This window comes from Streptomyces sp. R-07 (assembly GCF_049913175.1).
In the GTDB taxonomy this organism is placed as follows: Bacteria; Actinomycetota; Actinomycetes; order Streptomycetales; family Streptomycetaceae; genus Streptomyces.
Genome location: NZ_CP183978.1, coordinates 6,216,934 through 6,236,320, shown reverse-complemented (window position 1 = coordinate 6,236,320; position 19,387 = coordinate 6,216,934). Strand labels below are relative to the sequence as shown.

General features: G+C 73.1%; 19 protein-coding genes and 2 pseudogenes. 10 read left to right on the top strand and 11 right to left on the bottom strand.

Translation table 11 applies throughout. The features are described 5' to 3' along the window. Positions 1–69 precede the first annotated feature (69 nt). Entirely contained in the window at positions 70–1,821 is a 1,752-nt protein-coding gene (treZ, locus tag ACN9M0_RS28615) for a malto-oligosyltrehalose trehalohydrolase (RefSeq protein ID WP_366040268.1), read from the top strand. A gap of 88 nt (positions 1,822–1,909) precedes the next feature. Here the strand turns inward: treZ and ACN9M0_RS28610 are convergent, their stop codons facing one another. The 4 genes from ACN9M0_RS28610 to ACN9M0_RS28595 all read right to left on the bottom strand — a co-directional run bounded on the left by ACN9M0_RS28610 (position 1,910) and on the right by ACN9M0_RS28595 (position 5,635). Continuing rightward, entirely contained in the window at positions 1,910–3,052 is a 1,143-nt protein-coding gene (locus ACN9M0_RS28610) for an aminopeptidase P family protein (RefSeq protein WP_426404424.1), read from the bottom strand. 91 nt (positions 3,053–3,143) lie between these two features. Next, the gene (locus ACN9M0_RS28605; protein WP_366040266.1) at positions 3,144–4,103 is read right to left on the bottom strand and encodes a hypothetical protein; all 960 of its coding nucleotides are present in this window, start codon (positions 4,101–4,103) and stop codon (positions 3,144–3,146) included. 49 nt (positions 4,104–4,152) lie between these two features. Beyond that, entirely contained in the window at positions 4,153–5,106 is a 954-nt protein-coding gene (locus ACN9M0_RS28600; protein WP_399701289.1) for a LysR family transcriptional regulator, read from the bottom strand. Positions 5,107–5,110: 4 nt separating this feature from the next. Beyond that, on the bottom strand, positions 5,111–5,635 hold the full coding sequence (locus ACN9M0_RS28595) for a tetratricopeptide repeat protein (RefSeq protein ID WP_366040264.1): 525 nt from the start codon (positions 5,633–5,635) through the stop codon (positions 5,111–5,113). A 96-nt stretch (positions 5,636–5,731) separates the two neighbouring features. Here ACN9M0_RS28595 and ACN9M0_RS28590 point away from each other — a divergent pair, with 96 nt between their 5' ends. Together ACN9M0_RS28590 and ACN9M0_RS28585 are read left to right on the top strand one after the other, a co-directional pair. After that, the gene (locus ACN9M0_RS28590; protein ID WP_366040263.1) at positions 5,732–6,472 is read left to right on the top strand and encodes a CTP synthase C-terminal region-related (seleno)protein; all 741 of its coding nucleotides are present in this window, start codon (positions 5,732–5,734) and stop codon (positions 6,470–6,472) included. A 557-nt stretch (positions 6,473–7,029) separates the two neighbouring features. Next, positions 7,030–7,398 (top strand): hypothetical protein, encoded by a 369-nt coding sequence (locus ACN9M0_RS28585; protein WP_366040262.1) that lies wholly within the window; start codon positions 7,030–7,032, stop codon positions 7,396–7,398. A gap of 55 nt (positions 7,399–7,453) precedes the next feature. Here ACN9M0_RS28585 and ACN9M0_RS28580 read toward each other — a convergent pair whose 3' ends face one another. The 3 genes from ACN9M0_RS28580 to ACN9M0_RS28570 form a co-directional block, all read right to left on the bottom strand. Beyond that, complete coding sequence (locus ACN9M0_RS28580; protein ID WP_366040261.1) at positions 7,454–8,224, bottom strand: hypothetical protein; 771 nt, start codon at positions 8,222–8,224, stop codon at positions 7,454–7,456. Positions 8,225–8,433: 209 nt separating this feature from the next. Continuing rightward, positions 8,434–9,069, bottom strand: coding sequence for a nucleoside/nucleotide kinase family protein (locus ACN9M0_RS28575; RefSeq protein ID WP_399701284.1), 636 nt, complete (start codon positions 9,067–9,069; stop codon positions 8,434–8,436). Between the two features lie 64 nt (positions 9,070–9,133). Continuing rightward, complete coding sequence (locus ACN9M0_RS28570; protein ID WP_426404423.1) at positions 9,134–10,435, bottom strand: DUF4157 domain-containing protein; 1,302 nt, start codon at positions 10,433–10,435, stop codon at positions 9,134–9,136. Positions 10,436–10,774: 339 nt separating this feature from the next. Here ACN9M0_RS28570 and ACN9M0_RS28565 point away from each other — a divergent pair, with 339 nt between their 5' ends. After that, positions 10,775–11,242 (top strand): VOC family protein, encoded by a 468-nt coding sequence (locus tag ACN9M0_RS28565; RefSeq protein ID WP_366040259.1) that lies wholly within the window; start codon positions 10,775–10,777, stop codon positions 11,240–11,242. Between the two features lie 280 nt (positions 11,243–11,522). Then, positions 11,523–13,544 (top strand): elongation factor G, encoded by a 2,022-nt coding sequence (gene fusA, locus ACN9M0_RS28560; RefSeq protein ID WP_366040258.1) that lies wholly within the window; start codon positions 11,523–11,525, stop codon positions 13,542–13,544. On the opposite strand, the gene ACN9M0_RS28555 is transcribed toward fusA, so the two are convergent. Then, positions 13,483–14,061 carry a hypothetical protein gene (locus tag ACN9M0_RS28555; RefSeq protein ID WP_426404422.1) on the bottom strand — a complete coding sequence of 193 codons (579 nt, stop codon included), beginning with the start codon at positions 14,059–14,061 and terminating at the stop codon, positions 13,483–13,485. The genes fusA and ACN9M0_RS28555 overlap by 62 nt on opposite strands. Before the next feature lie 242 nt (positions 14,062–14,303). Beyond that, positions 14,304–14,414, bottom strand: a pseudogene (locus ACN9M0_RS28550) (ATP-binding protein); the annotation flags it as partial. A 13-nt stretch (positions 14,415–14,427) separates the two neighbouring features. On the opposite strand from ACN9M0_RS28550, the pseudogene ACN9M0_RS28545 reads away from it, so the two are divergent. Together ACN9M0_RS28545 and ACN9M0_RS28540 are read left to right on the top strand one after the other, a co-directional pair. Then, positions 14,428–14,532 (top strand): annotated as a pseudogene (locus ACN9M0_RS28545) (DUF397 domain-containing protein); the annotation flags it as partial. Between the two features lie 114 nt (positions 14,533–14,646). Next, the gene (locus ACN9M0_RS28540) at positions 14,647–15,396 is read left to right on the top strand and encodes a DUF4232 domain-containing protein (protein ID WP_366042797.1); all 750 of its coding nucleotides are present in this window, start codon (positions 14,647–14,649) and stop codon (positions 15,394–15,396) included. 9 nt (positions 15,397–15,405) lie between these two features. On the opposite strand, the gene ACN9M0_RS28535 is transcribed toward ACN9M0_RS28540, so the two are convergent. Then, the gene (locus ACN9M0_RS28535; protein ID WP_426404421.1) at positions 15,406–16,344 is read right to left on the bottom strand and encodes a cupin domain-containing protein; all 939 of its coding nucleotides are present in this window, start codon (positions 16,342–16,344) and stop codon (positions 15,406–15,408) included. A 91-nt stretch (positions 16,345–16,435) separates the two neighbouring features. Here ACN9M0_RS28535 and ACN9M0_RS28530 point away from each other — a divergent pair, with 91 nt between their 5' ends. Continuing rightward, positions 16,436–17,344: an NAD(P)H-binding protein gene (locus ACN9M0_RS28530; protein WP_426404420.1), complete on the top strand. Its 909-nt coding sequence runs from the start codon at positions 16,436–16,438 to the stop codon at positions 17,342–17,344. Here the strand turns inward: ACN9M0_RS28530 and ACN9M0_RS28525 are convergent. After that, the gene (locus tag ACN9M0_RS28525) at positions 17,337–17,783 is read right to left on the bottom strand and encodes a DUF1772 domain-containing protein (RefSeq protein ID WP_366042800.1); all 447 of its coding nucleotides are present in this window, start codon (positions 17,781–17,783) and stop codon (positions 17,337–17,339) included. The genes ACN9M0_RS28530 and ACN9M0_RS28525 overlap by 8 nt on opposite strands. 91 nt (positions 17,784–17,874) lie before the next feature. On the opposite strand from ACN9M0_RS28525, the gene ACN9M0_RS28520 reads away from it, so the two are divergent. Beyond that, positions 17,875–18,453 (top strand): TetR/AcrR family transcriptional regulator, encoded by a 579-nt coding sequence (locus tag ACN9M0_RS28520; protein WP_426404419.1) that lies wholly within the window; start codon positions 17,875–17,877, stop codon positions 18,451–18,453. A 137-nt stretch (positions 18,454–18,590) separates the two neighbouring features. Then, entirely contained in the window at positions 18,591–19,376 is a 786-nt protein-coding gene (locus ACN9M0_RS28515; protein WP_366042802.1) for an SDR family NAD(P)-dependent oxidoreductase, read from the top strand. Positions 19,377–19,387 lie beyond the last annotated feature (11 nt).

Here is a 19,387-nt window from a genome sequence, read left to right as displayed (position 1 = left end):
CTGCCAGGATGGTCGCGGTGGTCATGCGTTGATCCACCGAGTGGCTGGACCGTCGACGAGGGGATTCGCGTGCTCTTCGAGGTGTGGGCGCCGAGCGCCCGTGACCGGGTGGCGCTGGAGCTGAACGGCTCCGGCCATCCCCTGGACCGGGACCCGGAACGGGACGGCTGGTGGTCGGGCGTGGTGCCCGCCGGGGACGGCGACCGGTACGGCTTCTCGCTCGACGGCGGGCCCGTCCTGCCCGACCCTCGCTCGCGGCGGCTCCCCGACGGGCCCGACGGTCTGAGCGCGGTCGTCGACCACTCGGCGTACACCTGGCGGCACGACTCCCCGCGCCTGCGGCTGCGCAGCGCCGTCCTGTACGAGCTGCACGTCGGCACCTTCACCCCGGAGGGCACGCTCGACGCGGCGGCCGCGCGTCTCGGGGAGCTCGCGGGCCTCGGCATCACCCATGTGGAGCTGATGCCGCTGTGCCCGTTCCCCGGGGTGCGGGGCTGGGGGTACGACGGGGTGGCGCCGTGGGCGGTCCACGAGCCGTACGGCGGACCCGAGGCGCTGAAGCGGTTCACGGACGCGGCGCACGGGCTCGGCATGGGCGTGGTCCTCGACGTGGTGCACAACCACCTGGGCCCGTCCGGCAACCATCTCCCGTCCTTCGGCCCGTACTTCACGGACACCCACCACACGCCGTGGGGCGCGGCGGTGAACCTGGACGCGCCGGGTTCGGACGAGGTGCGGGCGTACTTCCTGGGGAGCGCGCTCGCCTGGCTGCGGGACTACCGGGTCGACGGGCTGCGGCTCGACGCGGTGCACGCCCTCGCCGACACACGCGCACTGACCTTCCTGGAGGAACTGTCGGCCGCAGTGGACGAGTTGGCGAAGGAGCAGGGCCGCCAGCACTTCCTGATCGCGGAGTCCGACCTCGCCGACCCGCGCACCACCACCCCGCGCACGCTCGGCGGTCTCGGCGTCCACGCCCAGTGGAACGACGACTTCCACCACTCCCTGCACACCGCCCTGACCGGCGAGTCCCAGGGCTACTACGCGGACTTCGCGCGGGCCCCGATGGCGGCGCTCGCCAAGACCCTCACCCGCGTCTTCTTCCACGACGGCACGTACTCCTCCTTCCGGGCCCGCCACCACGGGCGCCCGGTGGACCGCGAGCGCACCCCCGCCCACCGCTTCCTGGGCTACGCCCAGACGCACGACCAGATCGGCAACCGGGCCCTCGGCGACCGCCTCTCGGCCTCGCTCTCCCCCGGCCTGCTCGCCTGCGCGGCGACGCTCGTCCTCACCGGCCCCTCGGTGCCGATGCTGTTCATGGGCGAGGAGTGGGGGGCCGGCACGCCCTGGATGTACTTCACCGACCACACCGATCCGGAGCTCGCGGAGGCCGTACGGCTGGGCCGCAAGCGGGAGTTCGCGGCGCACGGCTGGTCCGAGGACGAGGTCCCCGACCCGCAGGAGCCGGCCACCCGCGACCGCTCGGTCCTCGACCGCACCGAACGCGAACGGGACCCGCACAGGCGGCTCCTCGCCTGGCACCGCCAGCTCATCGCGCTGCGCCGCACCCTGCCCGACCTGACGGACCCGGACCTGGGGGGCGTGAAGGTGGCCTTCGACGAGGAGGCCCGCTGGCTGGTCTTCCGGCGCGGGGACCTGCGGGTGGCGGTCAACCTGGGCAAGGAGCCGGCGGTGATCCCGCTCGGCTCCAACGGCCGCGACCGGGTCCTGGCCTCGTGGGACCCGGTCGACCCTCCGGCGGCGGACGGCGTCCTGCGCCTCCCCGGAGAATCGGCGATCGTCCTGACGGACGGCTGAACCGCCGGGCGTGGGCGGGTGGATAGCCGCCACCGTACCGATGTTCCCGGAGCGGATCGCGGCGCTGGTGTCGTCGGGCCGGTAGCCGCTACCCGACGATGGCCATCTCGTGCGGGGTGTTGTTGAAGCGGCGGCCCGCGCCGTCCTCGGTGGCCGTGACGATGTCCTCGATGCGGACGCCGAAGCGGCCCGGGAGGTAGACGCCGGGTTCGATGGAGAAGCACATGCCGGGGACGATGGGGAGCTCCTCGCCCTCGATCATGTACGGGGGTTCGTGGGTGGTGACGCCGATGCCGTGGCCGGTGCGGTGGATGAAGTACTCGCCGTAGCCGGCGTCCGTGATGACCTTGCGGGCCGCCCGGTCGACGTCCTGGCAGGCGACCCCGGGGCGTACCGCCTCGAAGCCGGCCTGCTGGGCCTCGCGGACGAGGTCGTGGATCCGCCGCTCCTCGTCGGTGGGCTCGCCGACGTGGACGGTGCGGGTGGTGTCGGAGCCGTATCCGTGCTTGAGGCCGCCGAAGTCGAGGACGACCATGTCGCCGCGCTCGATGACCCGGTCGCCGGCCTCGTGGTGCGGGTTGGCGCCGTTGGGGCCCGAGCCGACGACGGTGAAGTCGACCTGCGAGTGCCCGAACTCCATGAGGAGCCTGGCGAGGTCGGCGGCGACGTCGGTCTCCTTGCGGCCGGCGAAGCGGACCTTGAGGATCTCGCCGTACGCCTGGTCGGCGGCGGCTCCGGCGGCCGCGATCCGGGCCAGCTCGTGGGCGTCCTTGACGCCCCGGAGCATCGGCAGGGCCTCGGTGAGGGAGACGTACGAGGAGCCGGGCAGGGCCTGCTGGAGGCCGAGCAGGTGCATGGCCCAGGCGTTGTCGCTGACACCGAACCGGCCGTCGACGTCGAGGAGCGGGGCGGTGACGGCGTACGGGTCCTTGCCGTCGGTCCAGTCGCGAAGGGTGAGCGCGGACGCCCCGGTGGCCTTCTCGGCGTCGGGCGCCTCCAGGGTCGGGACGACGAGGACCGGCTGCTGGCCGGCGGCGAGGACGAGGACGGTGAGCCGCTCGGTGATCGCGGTCGGCTGGTAGCCGGTGAGGTAGACCAGGTCGGGTCCGGGGGCGACGAGCACACCGGCGAGTCCGGCGTCGGCGGCGGACTCGGCGGCGCGCGTCATCCGGGCCCGGTAGTCGTCCGCGGTGAAGGGCACGACCTCTTCGGTGGCGTGGGTGCTCGACATGGGGGCTGCTCCTCGGCTTCCTCGTCCGGTGCGTCGTACAGCATCCTGCCGGGCGGGCGCGCGGGCCGCGACCGGATCGGCGACGGCCGCTTCAGCGGCGGTCGGGGCCCTGCGCGATGAGCCGCTCCAGGAGGTCGTGGAAGTCGTCGCCGACGACGATCCGCAGGTCGCCCCGCTCCTCGTCGTGCTCGCTGAGCTGGGTGAGCGTGCCGCCCCGCCACCAGAAGACGTACGGGCTGATGGCGCCCGGCACGTCCTCGTATCCGGAGGCGGCGAAGGAGGCCATCGCGCCGAGGGCGGGGATGATCGAGGTGTCCCGGATGGGGTGGAAGGCGAGCTGGTGCCGGAAGGGCATGGCGACGAGGGCGCCGTGCTCGCCGAGCGGGAGGCCGGTGACCCGCTGGACGACCCCGTCGAGGTCGAGGACGCGGCTCGCGGTGTAGAAGGAGTCGCCGAGGATGATCTCGAAGCACATGCCGTCGGCGTCCCGCACGGTCTCGTGCTCCTCGACGGGCAGCCCGCGCAGGTTCCGCAGGGCGCGGTCGCGCAGCTGCGCGTGGTCCCCGAGCCGTTCGAGGGCCTCGTCGGTGAGCATCATGACGCTCTCCGGCAGGTCGAGGGCGAGGACCTCGTAGAGGCCGGGGGCGACGGTCCTGGCGTAGCCGAAGGCGGCGGCGTCGATGCCGTCGCCGCTGACGACCCGGGGGTAGAGCTGGGAGCGGATCTGCTCGGGCGGCAGGGTGTCGAGCGCGGAGGGGCCGTCCATGGCGCGGACGACGAGGCCGATGTGGCGGTGGATCAGGCTCGGCCAGACGCGGGGGCCGCGGTGGTCCTGGTGGCAGACGGCGGCGAGGTTGCCGAGTCCGAAGCGCCGGGCCTTGTCGTCGATGACGTGGTCGGCGTAGACGGTGACCTCCAGGCCGAGTTCGGCGAAGGTCTCGCGGACGCGACCGCGGAAGAGGGCGGCCTCGCGCTGGGAGAAGTACGCGAACTCGGGGTCCCTCGGTGCGTCGTCGCCGTCCCGCCTGGGTCCTCGTCGCAGCCACCCCACGCCCGTCCGCCTTCCGTCGCCGTTGGGCCCAGGGTAGCGACTGCCGGTGTCAGCTCTTGAGCCGTCTCGCGAACTCGGCCACCGGGCCGGTGGGTTCGCGGTCCGCACCGGGCCCGCGGTCGTGCTGCGCGCCGGCCGGAAGGGCACGGTCCGCGGCGGCCGGGAGTTCGCGCTGCGCGCCGGCCGGGAGGAGGAGTTCGGTGCGGTGGACGAGGCGGGGAGCGACCAGGGGAACGGCGGTGGCTCCCGGGACGCCCTCCGCCGCGACGAGGGGCAGGAGCGCCAGACCGTGACCGGCGGCGGCCAGGGCGGCGAGGGTGCGGGTGTCGGTGCCGTCGTAGCGCAGGGCGGGGCGGAAGCCGCGTCCTGCGGGCCCGCCGTGGACGGCCCGGAGCCGGTCGAGGGGGATGCCGGCGGCGGGCGCGTCCAGCCAGCGGGCGTCGACGAGGTCGTCGAGGCGGAGCCCGGGGCGTCCGGCGAGGGGGTGGTGGGCGGGCAGGACGACGGCGAGCGGTTCCTCGGCGACGCCGGTCGCGGTGAGCGGGGCGACGTCGGGCAGCCGCAGCGGGTCGCTGGGCGCGGCGATGCCGTCGACGAGCCCGGCGTCCGCCTCGCCGGTGGCGACGGCGACGGGCACCTGCTCGCGGGGCAGCGCGCGCAGGGTGACGCCGGTGGCGGGCAGGGCGGCGAGGGTACGGGGGGTGAGGGCGAGCGGGGAGACGGCGACGCTCAGGGTGGCGCGGGGCGCGGCGGCGAACCGGTCGAGGTCGGCGCGGGCCGCTTCGAGGCGGAGCAGCAGCGCCTCGGCGTGTTCGAGGAGCCGTTCCCCGGCGGGGGTGGGGGCGACGGGCCGCCGGGTGAGCAGGGGCAGTCCGAGGTCGGTCTCCAGGGCGGCGATGTGCTGGGAGACGGCGGACTGGGTGTAGCCCAGCTCGCGCGCGGCCTCGGAGAAGGACGCGAGCCGGGCGACGGTGACGTACGTACGGAGGAGGTGCGGGTCCACCGGCTCAGGACCCCCAGGGGGTCTTCAGGAGGTCCTTGGCGTAGTAGGCGAGGGAGCGGTTGTAGCGGGGCAGCAGGGGCGCGAGGGCGCCGAGGGCGAGGGAGGCGGCCTCGCGGTCGCGGCCGGTGTCGGCGAGGGCGAGGGCGAGGAAGGCGTCGACGGCGCCGGAGAGGGCCTGCTCGTCGGCGTCGAGCCGGTCGGCGGGGCGGGCCCGTTCCTCGGTGAGGAGTTCGACGCTGCGGTCGGGGCGGCCGAGGTTGCGCAGGCTGCTGGCGAGCTGGATGACGGCGCGACGGCGGCGCAGTCCGGTGAGGCCGAGGTCGAGGGCCCGCTGGTAGTGGACGACGGCTTGCTCGGGCATGCCGGTGGAGTCGTGGGCGGCGCCCAGCTCGAAGAGGGCGGCCGGGTCGTCGGCGGGCCGCTCGGCGGCGAGTGCGGCGACGCGGGCGCGGAAGTCGGCGGGCTCGTGCTCGTCGATGCGCTCCCAGAGGGCGGCGACGCGGGTCTCCCAGTCGTGATCGTTCGTCATGCGGCCACCCTAGCCTGGCGGACATAAGCATTCGTGATGGATGGTGCAGGAATGATCGTTGGACGTGAACGGGGGCCGCCGCCCAGCATGGTGGCCATGAACACGAACACGCACATGCCCTCGCACACCCCTCGGATCGCCCTGGTCGGCGACCGCTCCCCGCACGTCCGCTCGCACGTCCGCATCCCGGTCCTCCTGGACGCCCTCGCCGAGCGGGACGGGCTCGCCCTCGACGCGTACTGGATCCCGACGGTCGACGCGGAGGCCCCGGGCGCCGTGAAGGGCTTCGACGCGGTGTGGGTGCTGCCGGGGAGCCCGTACGCGAGCGAGGCGGGGGCCCTCGCGGCGATCCGTACGGCCCGCGAGGACGGCATCCCGTTCCTCGGCACGTGCGCCGGTTTCCAGCACGCCCTGATCGAGTACGCGCGGGACGTCTGCGGCCTGGAGCGGGCGGCGCACGCCGAGAACGACCCGGAGGCCGACGCCGGCGATCTGCTGATCGCGCCGCTCGCCTGCTCGCTCGTCGGCCACGAGGGCGTCGTACGGGTCACGCCCGGCTCGCTCGCCGAGAAGGCGCTCGGCGCGGAGCGCACGACGGAGCGGTACCACTGCAACTACGGACCGGACAGCCGCCACCTGGACACCCTGCGGGCGCACGGCCTGCGCTTCACGGGCGCGGACGAGGAGGGCGGGATCCGGATCGCCGAACTCCCCTCGCACCCCTTCTTCCTGGCGACCCTCTTCCAGCCGGAACTCGCGGGCGACGGCACCCGCCCGCACCCCCTGGTCAGGGCGCTCGCGGTGGCGGCGACGGAGCACGCGGGGCGCGAGGCGTAACAGTCTTCGCGAAGGGCGGCCCCGGCACGATCGACGCGTCCACGCGGACCGTCGACTTCCCCCCCCGAGCCCACGAGCGCCGAGAACCGCATCCTCCTCTGCGCCGGGACCACGGTGGCGGGCCGCTCGGTCCGCGCCTGCGACACCCACGTCGACTTCCACACGCTCAACACGACGGCCCGGATCGCCCAAGTGGCGTCGATCACCCGCGGGTTCGTCGACAGAGCCGTAGGAGGTGGGGCCTCTCTCCCGGATCACGGAACGTGATCGCGGCAGTCCTCGGCGTTCCGCTACGGTCCGTCCATGTTCGTTGTCACAGTGACCTACACGGCACCGCTGGATGAAGTGGACCGATGGAGACCGGCCCACGGCGACTGGTTGAACCAGCTCAAGTCCCAGGAGTGAGCGGCTTCTCCGTGCTGTGAGCGGAGCCGGACGAGGAGTGCGGCTGCGGTCGCGGTGCCGACACCGGCCATGTCGCAGGACCCTTCTCTCACCGGGGTCGCCGACTACGCTTTTCGTGATCACAGCCGAGATCGAACAAGGGGGGTACACCTGTGCCGTACGAGACAGGCGCGAAGGTGAAGTTGGCCAGGGATGTGCAGGTCAGCGCGCACGACGGGGTGGGCAGGAGCGGCTTTCCCGGTCCGTTGTTCCTGGCCGAGGGGCTTGCGGGCATCGTCGCTGCTTCGGCGACGCAAGCCGGTGGTGTGGGCGGCCAGGACGCGCTCGCGAGCTTCGATCAGCAGGTCCGCGGCATCCGGACCGACCCCTTCACTGCCGGTGTGCTCGACGACTTCCGTCAGCGGATCGTCCAGCACTCGGCGTTCGACGGCGGAGGCGGCTCTCGGATCAGGTACAGGGTGCGCTTCGAGAACGGGTTCGTTCTCGACGGCCTGGAAGAGGACTGGCTGACCCGAGCCTGAGTGCCTCAGTGGCAGCCACTGACGCCCCCGCCCTACGGCGGGGGCGTCGCGGTCCTCAGGCGGGGTACGTGATGGAGCCCAGCGGCGGGCAGGGAACGAGTACGGTGCCGGCGCCGGGGCGTTCGACGAAGGCCCGGGCCTCGGCGGCGCGCTGGCGACGGGAATCCAGATCGTCGGCGTACCAGGCGTCGCGTCTGGCCCGGGTGTAGTCCCACGAGTCGTCGATGAGGCTGAGGCTGGTGTTGCCGGCGCTGCGCTGGAACTCCGCCTTCAGGGCGGTCTGCTGGAGCGCGGTCTGGGCAGCCGCGAGATCGATGCGGGTGATCAGGACGCCGGGGGTGTTCGGTTCGCGGGTCGGCAGGGGGGCCTGCGGGAGCAGCGACACCCCGGTGTCGAGGCGGCCGAGGTTGTCGACGCTCGCGTCCTGGGCCTCCCTCACCATGGTCTGCATCTCCTGGTGCAGCCAGAAGAACTCGTCGAGATCGGCCTGGGTGACGCGCATCCGCTGGTACAGGGCCTGGAATCGGGGATCGCGGTGCAGCGGACGTATCGGGGCGACGTGCAGCGCCACGCAGTCGTTGTAGCCGGCCGCCACCGCGGCATCGAAGTGGAAGACGGCCAGGTCCGTCTGTCCCTGCAAGCAGGCCACATCGCCCAGGCACGCATGGCCCGCGGCGACGATCCACGCGCCGTCGGGGCCGAGCGCCGTGGCCCGCGCGACGACGTCGTGGGCGCCCGCGGTGCCCACCGCGGCGGGACCCTGGGTCAGGAACGCCACCAGCAGTTCGTGAAGGCGGGCGGCCAGTGACTGGACGGTGTCGACCATGGTTCTCCTCGGACCTCGGCGGTGAAGAGCGAAAGGGGTGCCGGGAGGGTGGCAACCCCCGTGGAGATGACGGGCGTTGCCGATTCCGCGGCGACCCCCGTGGAGATGACGGGCGGACGGGGTGGGCGGTTCCTGCTCGCGCCCGGCCGTGATCACGGGTGACGTCGGCATCCGGAAGGCACCGCCTGGCCCGCGACGCCCGGCGCCCCCTACGACATCCGCACGACCAGATGTGCGCGGTCCCGGCCGCGGGTCACCAGGCGGGCGTTGGCCTCGTCCGAGTCGTGGACCCAGCGCTCGGCGTGCGCCCGGTCCTTGCCGAAGCGGACGTGCCGCTCGACGAGGCGCGGCACCCGGCGCCGGGCGTCCAGGTCGAGGTACCAGGCCTCGTCGAGGAGGGGCAGGACGGCGGCCCAGGCGCCCTCGTCGTGCAGGAGGTAGTTCCCCTCGGTGACGACGAGCGGTACGTCGGGGGCGACGGGTACCGCCCCGGCGACGGGCTCCTCCAGGGAGCGGTCGAACGCGGGCGCGTAGACGGTGGTGCCGGGTACGGGGGCCCGTAGCCGGGCGAGCAGCGCGGCGTACCCGGCGGCGTCGAAGGTGTCCGGCGCGCCCTTCCTACCGGCCCGGCCGAGGCGCTCCAGCTCCGCCTGCGCGAGATGGAACCCGTCCATCGGAACGAGCACGGCGAGCCCGTCGAGCCGGGCGACGAGCCGCGCGGCGAGCGTCGACTTCCCGGCCCCGGGCGCGCCGGCGATCCCGAGGATCCGCCGGCCTCCGGGCACGGCGAGCCCCCGCGCCCGCCCGACGAGCACCTCGAACTCCTGCGCGTCCATGCGGGGCATTCTCGCACCGGCGCCGAACGCCGTCACCGCCCCGCGCCCCACCGTCTCCTCGCGGCGCCGGCTCCTACTCCTCCGTCGCGGGTGACACGTAGGTGTCCGCGTCGGCCCGTGCCCAGTCGCTCTGACCGGCGTCCTGGATCTCGTACATGTTGTTCTGGGTGTCCTTGGCCCACCGGATGAAGGTGTTCAGTGCGGTCATCGCCGCCAGGAGCTGGAAGTAGAGAAGCGCGTACTCGTTCTTGGTGTTCGTGAGCCAGGTGTTGAAGGCGTTTGCCTGGCCGTTCCCCAGGCGGTTGTTCCTGATCTTCGTCACCGCGTCCGGGTCGAAGATCCTTGCTTCGAGGAAGGCCCCCCAGGCCTGACTGGTGACGTTCAGGTCGCCGAGCTCCCATCCGTCCGTCCCTGCCGCCGCGGCTTTCTGGGTCAGGTCGCGGGAGAAGTCTCCGAACGTCCCGGCGTTCGCGTCCGGTCCCGAGACCGAGTCCTCCGCCAGGGTCGCGATGAACGAATAGTGGGGAACGCTCACGTCGTGCGGATGGCCGAGGTTTCCGGCCAGTGTCGCGGTCGCCCGCAGAGTCGTGCAGGCGGTCGTCACCGCAGCGAGTCGCGCGGAGAACTTCGTGGCGAGGGCTGCATTTCGCCCGATGGCTCGCTTGGTGTCGTCGTCGAGTTCCTGACCCCTGCGAAACGCGGTCGCACGCGCCTCGAGGGCCGCCGCGATGCTCGCGGCCGTGGTGTCGAGGGCGTTGAACACGTGGTCGCCCTGCGCATGGCCTCCTCCGGTGGCGCGCTGGACCACGGTGGCCGAACGGTGGGCGTGCCCCCCGTCTGCGTGGGGTGTGTCCCGGCCGGCCCTCTGTACCTGCGGAACCGGCCCCGACATGACGCGGTCGGCGTTGGCCTCGGCTGCGCGCTCGAAGCGGTCACCGGGGTCGCTGACCGACAGCCCGTCGCCGTTGTCGGCGCCGGAGACGGGCCCTCGCCGTTGCTGGATCACATGGGTGAGCTCGTGCGCGAGGGTGTGCTTGTCGCCGCCGCCGTCGCCGATGACGACGTGGTTGCCGGACGTGTAGGCGCGAGCCCCGACCCCGGCCGCCGAAGCCCGGGCGGCGCTGTCCTCGTGGATGCGGACGTCGGAGAAGTCCGCGCCCAGGCGGGATTCCATCTCCTCCCGCAGCGGGGCGTCGAGCGGCCTGCCGGATCCCGCCAGCACTTCCTGGACGGCGGATCGCTGGACCGGGGCGCCGGCCGCCGTGGCCTGTTGATGGCCGCAGCCCGCCCCGTGCTGGTGCTGTGCGTACGGGTGGCCCGCGCGTTGCAGCATGTGCAGCACCGCGGCGTTTCCGGCGCTGCGCTGAAGGGCCATGACCCCGGCGGGGTCCGCGGGGGCCGGGACCCGGGGTGCTGGCTGTTTGCCGGTGGCCCGGTCAGGGCCTCGCTCGTGCAACAAGGGAACGCCTTTCGACGACGACACGGACCCCCGCCACGAAACACGCCGTGGGCGGTCTCCGGAAGGTGCCCGGGGGCAGACCCCCGGGCAAACCCGCTGCCCGCACGGCCCTGGCCACCGCGGCCCCGGTCCCGACCCTCGCCCGCCCCTCCCCCGGACCCTCGTACGCACCCGCCTTCCCGCAAGGGTCACCCCTTGCCGCGACGCGGGTCGACGCGGGTCGATTCCACCGCTTCACGGCATTACGTTGGGGTAATGCCGTCCATCGCACTCGTCACCCTCGTCGTCCGTGACTACGACGAGGCCATCGCCTTCTACACCGACGCCCTCGGCTTCGACCTCGTCGAGGACACCGACCGGGGCGACGGAAGCCGCTGGGTCGTCGTCCGCCCGCGCGGCGCGGCCGGTGTCGGCGGTCTCGGCAACGCCGGACTGCTCCTGGCGCGCGCCAAGAACGAGGAGCAGGAGGCCTCGGTCGGCAATCAGACCGGCGGCCGGGTCGGCTTCTTCCTCCACACGGAGGACTTCGCCCGGGACCACGAGCGCATGTCCGCGGCCGGCGTGAAGTTCCTGGAGGAGCCGCGCCACGAGCCGTACGGCTCGGTCGCCGTCTTCGAGGACCTGTACGGCAACCGCTGGGACCTCCTCCAGCCCGCGGAACAGTCCGCCGAGCAGCTCGCCGAAAAGCCCGCCGACCACCCTGGCGACCACCCCGCCGAATAAACCGGTGTCGCTCGCGCGGTGACCCTCCCTAGACTCGCGGCACGGCGCACCGACCGGTGCGCCGTGCCGCGAGTGTCTACCGAGGAGAGCCGACCGTGCGTACGCGCCGCTTCGACGTGATCCTCGCCTCTCGCCCCGGCCGGTGGCGGCTGCGCGCCCGCCATCGCCGACCCGTGACGTACTGATCCCCCAGGGATCCGTCAGGGATCCCCCAAGGGATCCGTCCGGGAATCGCGCTGCCCCGTTCTTCACGCAACGCAGCAGCGAAAGGCACGACACCGTGCGTACCACTCTGGACATCCGCAACCTCGGCATCCTCGCCCACGTCGACGCCGGCAAGACCACCGTCACCGAGCGGGTCCTGTTCCTCACCGGCGCCACCCACAAGCGCGGCGAGGTCCACGACGGCACCACCGTCACCGATTTCGACCCGCAGGAGCGGGACCGGGGCATCACGATCTTCGCCGCGGCCGTCAGCTGCGACTGGGCCGGGCACCGCATCAACCTGATCGACACGCCCGGGCACGTCGACTTCTCCGACGAGGTCGAGCGCTCGCTCCGCGTCCTCGACGGCGCCGTCGCCGTCTTCGACGCGGTGGCGGGCGTCGAGCCGCAGAGCGAGACGGTGTGGCGGCAGGCCGACCGGCACGGCGTCCCGCGCCTCGCGTTCGTCAACAAGCTGGACCGCGCGGGCGCGGAGCTCGACAGCGCCGTCGAGTCGATCCGTACCCGCCTGGGCACGATCCCCCTCCCCGTCCAGCTCCCCATCGGGCGCGAGGACGGCTTCACGGGCGTCGTGGACCTGGTCCGGATGCGGGCGTACGTGTGGGCCGAAGGCGCCGACACGTTCGCCGACCTGCCGGTCCCCGACGAGCTCCGGGACGAGGCCCTGCGTCGCAGGCGCGGCCTGGTGGAGACGGTGGCGGAGCTGCATCCCGGTGCCCTGGAGGAGTTCTGCGAGCGGGGCACGCTCTCCGAGGAGACCCTGAAGGGCGCGCTCCGGGACCTCACGCTCTCCGGGGACGCCGTGGTCGTGCTGTGCGGCTCGGCGTACCGCAACCGGGGCATCGAGCCGCTGCTCGACGCGGTCGTCGCGTACCTCCCGGCGCCGTCGGACATGCCGCCGGTGCGCGGCGAGGTCCCGGCGGATCCGGAGGCGCCGTTCACGGCACTCGCGTTCAAGGTGACCGCGACGGCCACCGGCCGCATGACCTACCTCCGCGTCTACGCGGGCACGATCGGAAAGGGGGACACCGTGCTGGACACGGCCGCCGGGCGTACGGAGCGGATCGCCCGCATCCTGCGCGTCCAGGCCGACCGGGCGACGGAGGTGGACGCGGCGCGCGCCGGTGACATCGTCGCCGTCGTCGGGCCGAAGTCCGCCCGTGCCGGGGCGACGCTGTGCGCCCCGGACGCGCCGGTCGTCCTCGAACCGCCGACGACCGCGGACCCGGTGGTCTCGGTCGCGGTGGAGGCCCGCCGCAGCACGGACACGGGCCGCCTGGCGACGGCCCTCGCCCGGATGACGGAGGAGGATCCGTCGCTCGTGGTGCGATCGGATCCGGAGACGGGCCAGACGGTCCTGTCGGGTCTCGGCGAACTGCACCTGGAGGTCGCGGTGGAGAAGCTCAGGCGCGACCGGGGCCTGGAGGTCACGGTCGGCCGGCCGCAGGTCGCGTACCGGGAGACGGTGGCGAAGGGCGTCACGGGTCTCCTCCACCGTCATGTCAAACAGGACGGCGGCGCGGGCCAGTTCGCCCATGTCGTCATCGACGTCGAACCGACGGGGAGCGAGGAGGAGTTCGAGTTCCGGTCGACGGTCACGGGCGGCCGCGTCCCGCAGGAGTACATCCGCGCGGTCGAGGCCGGCTGCCGGGACGCCCTCGTCGAGGGTCCCCTCGGCGGCCACCCGGTGACGGGTGTCCGGGTCACGCTCACGGACGGCGCGACGCATCCGAAGGACTCCTCGGAGATGGCGTTCCGTACGGCGGGCCGGTTCGCGCTGCGCGAGGCGCTCCGCGCGAGCGAGATGACCCTGCTGGAGCCGGTGGCCGAGGTGACGGTCACCGTTCCGGCGGAGTCCGTCGGCGCGGTCCTCGGCGACCTCGCGGCCCGCCGGGGCCGGGTCACGGACCAGACGACCCGCGCCGGCACGGCGGTGGTGGAGGCGACGGTGCCGCTGGCCGAGCTGTTCGGCTACGCGTCCCGCCTGCGCGGCCGCACCCAGGGCCGTGGCACGTTCACGACCCGCCCGGCGGGGTACGCCCCGGCTCCACGGGTCCCGGGAGGCCAGGTCGTCTGACCTGACGAGGCGGCGTCCGGGCCGCGGTGATCCCGCGGCCCGGACACTCAGCCGCGGTCCGGCCTCCCCTCCGGGAGGCCGGGCCACGGACGGGCTCCGCGGGCCGCCGCCGCGCGAGGACCGCCGACCAGACCGACATCACCACGAAGAACAGGCCGGCGGCGCCCGACCCCACGGTGAGCACGGCCGCCCCGCCGCCGGACAGGTCCCTTTCCGTGGCGACCGCCCGGAGATCGTCCGTCCGGTACCGGATGGTCAGGCGGGTGCCGGCGGAACCGTGCCTGCCGCCGCTCCCCACCGGCAGTTCCGCCACGACGGCCCGCCCCTCGACCTCGAACGCGACCTTGCACCGGCCCGTCATGCACGGGCCGTTCGTCAGCAGCGTCGCCCGGGCCCGCTCACCGTCCTGGAAGGAGCGGAGATGCTGGGCCGCCGGAAGCATCACGAGCAGCGACAGCGCCCCCAGGAGCAGCCCGAGCACCAGCACCACGAGGGGCCCGGCGCGAAACCCCGGCACCTCCTCGGCCACCCTTCCCCCGCGCGCACCGGAAGTGCCCGCGCTCGCTCGGGCGCCCATGCCCTCCACCCCCGTCCGATGGTGTCCCCGTGGCGGTGCGCGCATCCAGCATGGGCACGCCCGCCCTCACGACTCAGCGAGCAAGATAGCCGCACGATCCGGCGGTTTCATGAAGCGATGTCGGCAGACGGGAGAAGACCGGGATGCCGGGTGTCGGCAGTGCGGTTCCCGCGCCCGGGAGTTCATGGCCGCGCGGGCCCGTGCGGACCGAGGTCGAGCTCGGCCCGTACGGTCTTCCCGACCGGTACGCGATCCAGCACCGCCCACCGCGAGGCCAGCGCCTCGACCAGCAACGCGTCGAGGTCGCCCTGCCCCACCACCGTCCACGTCCGCGACTCCAAGAACCCCACCGGTCCGCAGCTCGCCCTCTCCCCCATCACCTGGACGGAGTTCCTCAGCCGGCTCGGCTGAGGTGCGCGTGCGGAAGCATCACCTCCATGTCCTCGGTTCGTAACGAGCCGGAGCGAAGGGGCATACGGCAGCCGCTCCGGTGCAGAATCCGCTCGACAGCAACACGTTCGAGCCATGCGAAGTACACGGGGGACCACCATGCGCGCTGCCCGCAAGAGCTGGAAGACGTACGCCCTGGGAGCCGCGGCCGTGGCCGCGCTCCTCTCGTCCACGGCGTGCGGGCCGGACGGCGGTACGGAGGACGGGGCGGCGGCGCCGACCCCGTCCGGTACCACGAGCGCGAGCGACTCCGCCCCGACCGCCGCCCCGAGCCCGAGCGACTCGGCGAAGCCCAGCGCGAGCGAGTCCGCGAAGCCCGGCGCGACGAGCTCCGGCAAGCCCGGTGGCTCGGGTTCGGGCGGCTCCGGTACGGGGAACACGGGCAAGGCCCCGGCCTGCGCCGACGGGGACCTGTCGATCGGCACGTCGTACTGGGCGCATGACTCGGGTCAGCACCTCCTGATCACGGCCACGAACGTGACCGACAAGCCGTGCACCCTCTACAACTACCCGTTCATCACCTTCGGTCAGGACGTCGACAGCCCGCTCCAGCCGATGGAGTCGCAGCCGAAGGCGCTCGCCACGATCGGGCCGAAGCAGAAGGCGTACGCGGGCGTGAAGCTGTTCCTGGGGGGCGAGAAGACGGACACGTACGAGTCGTTCGGCCTGGCGTACGCGGACCCGAGCAGCAACAACGACGGCTCGCCGATCGACGTGGCGCTGTCCGACGAGGTCCAGTTCGTGAACGTCGGCCAGAAGCCGTCGGTGACGTTCTGGAACCTGGACCGCAGCGAGGTCGAGAAGTTCGTGTTCAAGGCCAGGTGACGCCGCCGGCTACACCCCGGCGCGGTGCTCGCTGGGCCGGGTTCCGTAGACGCGTTTGAAGGCCACGCTGAGCCCGAACGCGCTCTGGTAGCCGACCTGTCGGGCGATCGACTCCACGGTGGCGTCGGTGCGGGACAGCAGGTCGGCGGCCATGGCGAGGCGCCAGCCGGTGAGGTACGTCATGGGCGGTTCGCCGACGAGGTCGGTGAAGCGGCGGGCGAGTGTGGCGCGGGAGACGCCGGTCGCCTCGGCGAGGGCGGTCACGGTCCACGGGCGCGCGGGCCGGTCGTGGATGAGGCGCAGGGCCCGGCCCGCGACGGGGTCGCCGAGCGCGCGGTACCAGGCGGGCGGGTCGGACTCGGGGCGGGCGAACCACTCCCGGAGGGTGGACAGCAGCAGGAGGTCCAGGAGCCGGTCGAGGACGGCCTGTTGGCCGGGGTCGTCGCGGCTGATCTCGCGGTCGGTGAGTTCGAGGATCGGTCCGGCCTTGCCGTCCTGGGGGACGACGAGCACGCGGGGCAGGCCGCCGATGAGGCGTTCGGAGACGCGGCCGTCGACCTGGTAGCTGCCGGTGAGGAGCACGGTCGTGCCGCCGGGGGCGTTGGCGCAGGTGCGGAGGCCGAGGATGACGTCCTCGCTGACGTCCTCGCCGTCGGCGGTGGTGCAGTGGCCGGGGTGGATGACGTAGAAGGGCGGGGTCCGGGCCCGGGCGTCGTCGGTGACGGTGAACGGCTCCGCGCCGGTCACGACGGCCACGTCGCCGGGGCCGAGGGCGACGGGGGCGGTGTCGCCGCCGGGGACGACCCAGCCGGTGCCGCGGAGCATGGTGACGACGGCGAGAGGGGTGCCGTCGGCGAAGCCGATCGACCAGGGCGGGACGAGGATGTTGCGGCTGAACAGGGCGCCGTCGGAGCGGACTTCGTACAGAAGGCTTGCGAGCGGATCCACGGGGCGAGTCTAGAGAGCCTGAGCGGCTGAGACATCGAGATGAGCGCGTGAACCATTCCGTGACTCACCGGCCGACGGTTTGGCTGATCGCATGACGACGAAGACGAACGACAAGAGGACGAAGCCGAGGCCGATCCTGGTCCTCGGCGGGACGGGCAAGACGGGCCGCCGCGTGGTCTCCCGGCTGAAGGAACGCGGGTACGAGGTCCGGGCGGCGTCCCGTCAGGGGCCCGCCCGGTTCGACTGGAACGACGAGAACACGTGGGAGCCGGTGCTCGACGGCGCAGGAGCGGCCTATCTGGTCGACTCGATGCGGAGCGACGCGGCGACCTCGATGAGCGCCTTCGGGAAGCTCGCCGCGTCGGCCGGTGTCGAGCGGCTGGTCCTCCTCTCGCACCGCGACTGGGTGGCGGCCGAGGGCGAGGAGAAGCTGCCCTGTGAGCGCGCGGTGCGGGAGTCGGGCGCGGAGTGGACGCTCCTGAAGCCGGCCTGGTTCGCGCAGAACTTCAGCGAGGAGGCGTTCTTCCGCGGGCAGGTCCTGGACGGCGAGGTCGTGTGGTCGACGGGGACGGGCGCGGAGCCGTTCGTGGACGTCGAGGACGTCGCGGACGTCGCCGTGGCGGCGCTCACCGAGGACGGCCACGCCGGGCAGGCGTACGAACTGTCCGGCCCGCGGCTGCTCACCCTGGGCGCGGTGACGGAGGAGATCGCCCGGGCGACGGGCAGGAACATCACGTACCGCCCGGCCGCACCGGACGAGTTCTCGACGTACGCGACGGGGAAGGGCCTGCCGGAGGACTTCACCGCCCTCCTGAACACGCTCTTCGGCTGGATCGCCGAGAGCCGCTTCGCCACCCTCGGCGACGGCGTCCAGCGCGCCCTCGGCCGCGAGCCCCGCGACTTCGCCGCCTACGTACGGGCGACGGCGGCGACGGGGATCTGGGCGTCGGCCGGGCGGTTGCGGCCGACGGACGGGCGGGTGGTGCGCGGACTCAGGTGAGGGCGGCGACCAGCACGGCGAAGGCGGCGATGAGGACGGCGACGCGGGCGTAGTGGTAGCGGTCCCAGCGGTTCGACTGCTCCTTCCAGTCGGCGGGCCGGTTGTCGGGGGTCCACGTCTTGCTCCGGTTGTTGATCGGGACGAGCAGCAGGACCGACATGAGCACGCTGACGATCAGCAGCGCGCCGGCGGTCACGACGAGGCCGGTACCGGGGTGGTGCCATGCGGCGGCGGCCCAGGCCACGACGAGGACGAGCGAGCCGATGTACCAGAACGGCATCACGGCGCCGAGCATCCGGCCCCCGTGGGCGCGGCCGAGCTGGCCGCTGTCCTCCGGGAGGGCGTCGAAGATCCGGTTGATGACGAAGGCGACGGAGAACTCCACCCCCACCAGCACGCCGACGACCACGGTGGTGAAGACCTGAAGTGCGTTGAGCATGATGACCCCTCCAGGGATCTAGCGCCGCTAGCTGATGGGGCAACGCTAGCGCTTCTGCCGCTCGATTGTCTAGCGGTGCTAGGATCGAGTCATGTCGGTACAGGAACGCAAGGAACGCGAACGGGCGGACCGCGAACGCCTCATCGTGGCGACGGCCCGCGAACTCGCCGAGCAGCAGGGCTGGGACGCGGTCACGACCCGCCGGCTCGCCGAACGCATCGAGTACAGCCAGCCCGTCCTCTACAGCCACTTCCGCGGCAAGCGCGAGATCATCGGCGCCGTCGCCCTCCAGGGCGCCGCCGAGATGGCCGCGGCGGTGCGGGCCTCGGCCGCCCGGGCGAACAGCCCGCGCGAGCGGGTCGCCGCCCTCGCCCGCGGCTACCTCGACTTCGCCGCGCGCAACCCGGCGGTCTACGACGCCATTTTCCAGCTCGACGGCGGCCTGGCGTTCGCGCAGGAGGACACCCCGGAGCCCCTCAAGGACGCCTTCGCCGCGCTGCTGGAGAGCCTGGGCGAGGTCGCCGGGGACGGCGTCCACCCGGGGATGTTCACCGAGGTGTTCTGGGCGTCCCTGCACGGCCTCGCGACCCTGACCCGGGCGGGACGGCTGCCGCCGGAGGACACCGAGCGGAGGACGGAACTGCTGGTGGACCGGCTCGCCGTGCTCTGACGCACCCTCCCGACGGGCACCCTCCCGACGGGCACCCTCCCGGGGCCTCGGGTCCCGGGAGGCCGTCGCCGTCGCCCCGCGAACACGTGTGCCAGGATGCGTGTACCTGCCCGCCACCTACCCGAGGAGCGACTCCCATGAGCACCACCCCCGGCGGCTACCTGTCCGGACTGTTCTCGCTCGAAGGGCGCACGGCCCTCGTCACCGGCGGCAGTTCGGGCATCGGCAAGGCCATCGCCGGGGCCCTGGCCCGCGCCGGGGCGCGCGTGGTGATCGTGGCGCGCAAGGAGGCCGAACTCGTCGCGACCGTCGAGGAGCTGACGGCCGAGGGCTGCCGGGCGGCCTGGGTGAGCGCCGACCTGAGCACCCGGGAGGGCATCAAGGAGGGGGCGGAGGCCGCGGCGGCGGTCTTCGGGGAGCCCGACATCCTGGTGAACTCCGCCGGCATCAACCTCCGTCCGCCGTTCGGCGAGTTGAGCGACGAGGAGTGGGACACGACGATGACGGTGAACCTTGAGGCGCCGTTCCTCCTCGGCCGGCGCTTCGGCCCCGGCATGGCAGAGCGGGGCTTCGGCCGGATCATCCACATCACGTCCCAGCAGGCGCACCGCGCGTTCGTCCAGAGCGGGGCGTACGGAGTCTCCAAGGGCGCCCTGGAGTCCCTGGCCCGCTCGCAGGCCGAGGCCTGGTCCCCGTACGGCGTCACGGCCAACACCCTGGTCCCCGGCTTCGTGATGACCCCGCTGAACCAGCGCCTGTCCTCCGACCCGGAGAAGGTCGCCGCCCTGGCCGCCCGCACGATGACCGGCCGCAACGGCCTGGCCCAGGACTTCGCGGGCGCCGCCGTCTTCCTGGCAAGCCCCTCCTCGGCCTACGTCACGGGCCACTCCCTCTTCGTGGACGGCGGCTTCTCGGTCCACTAGGCGGGGCGTGG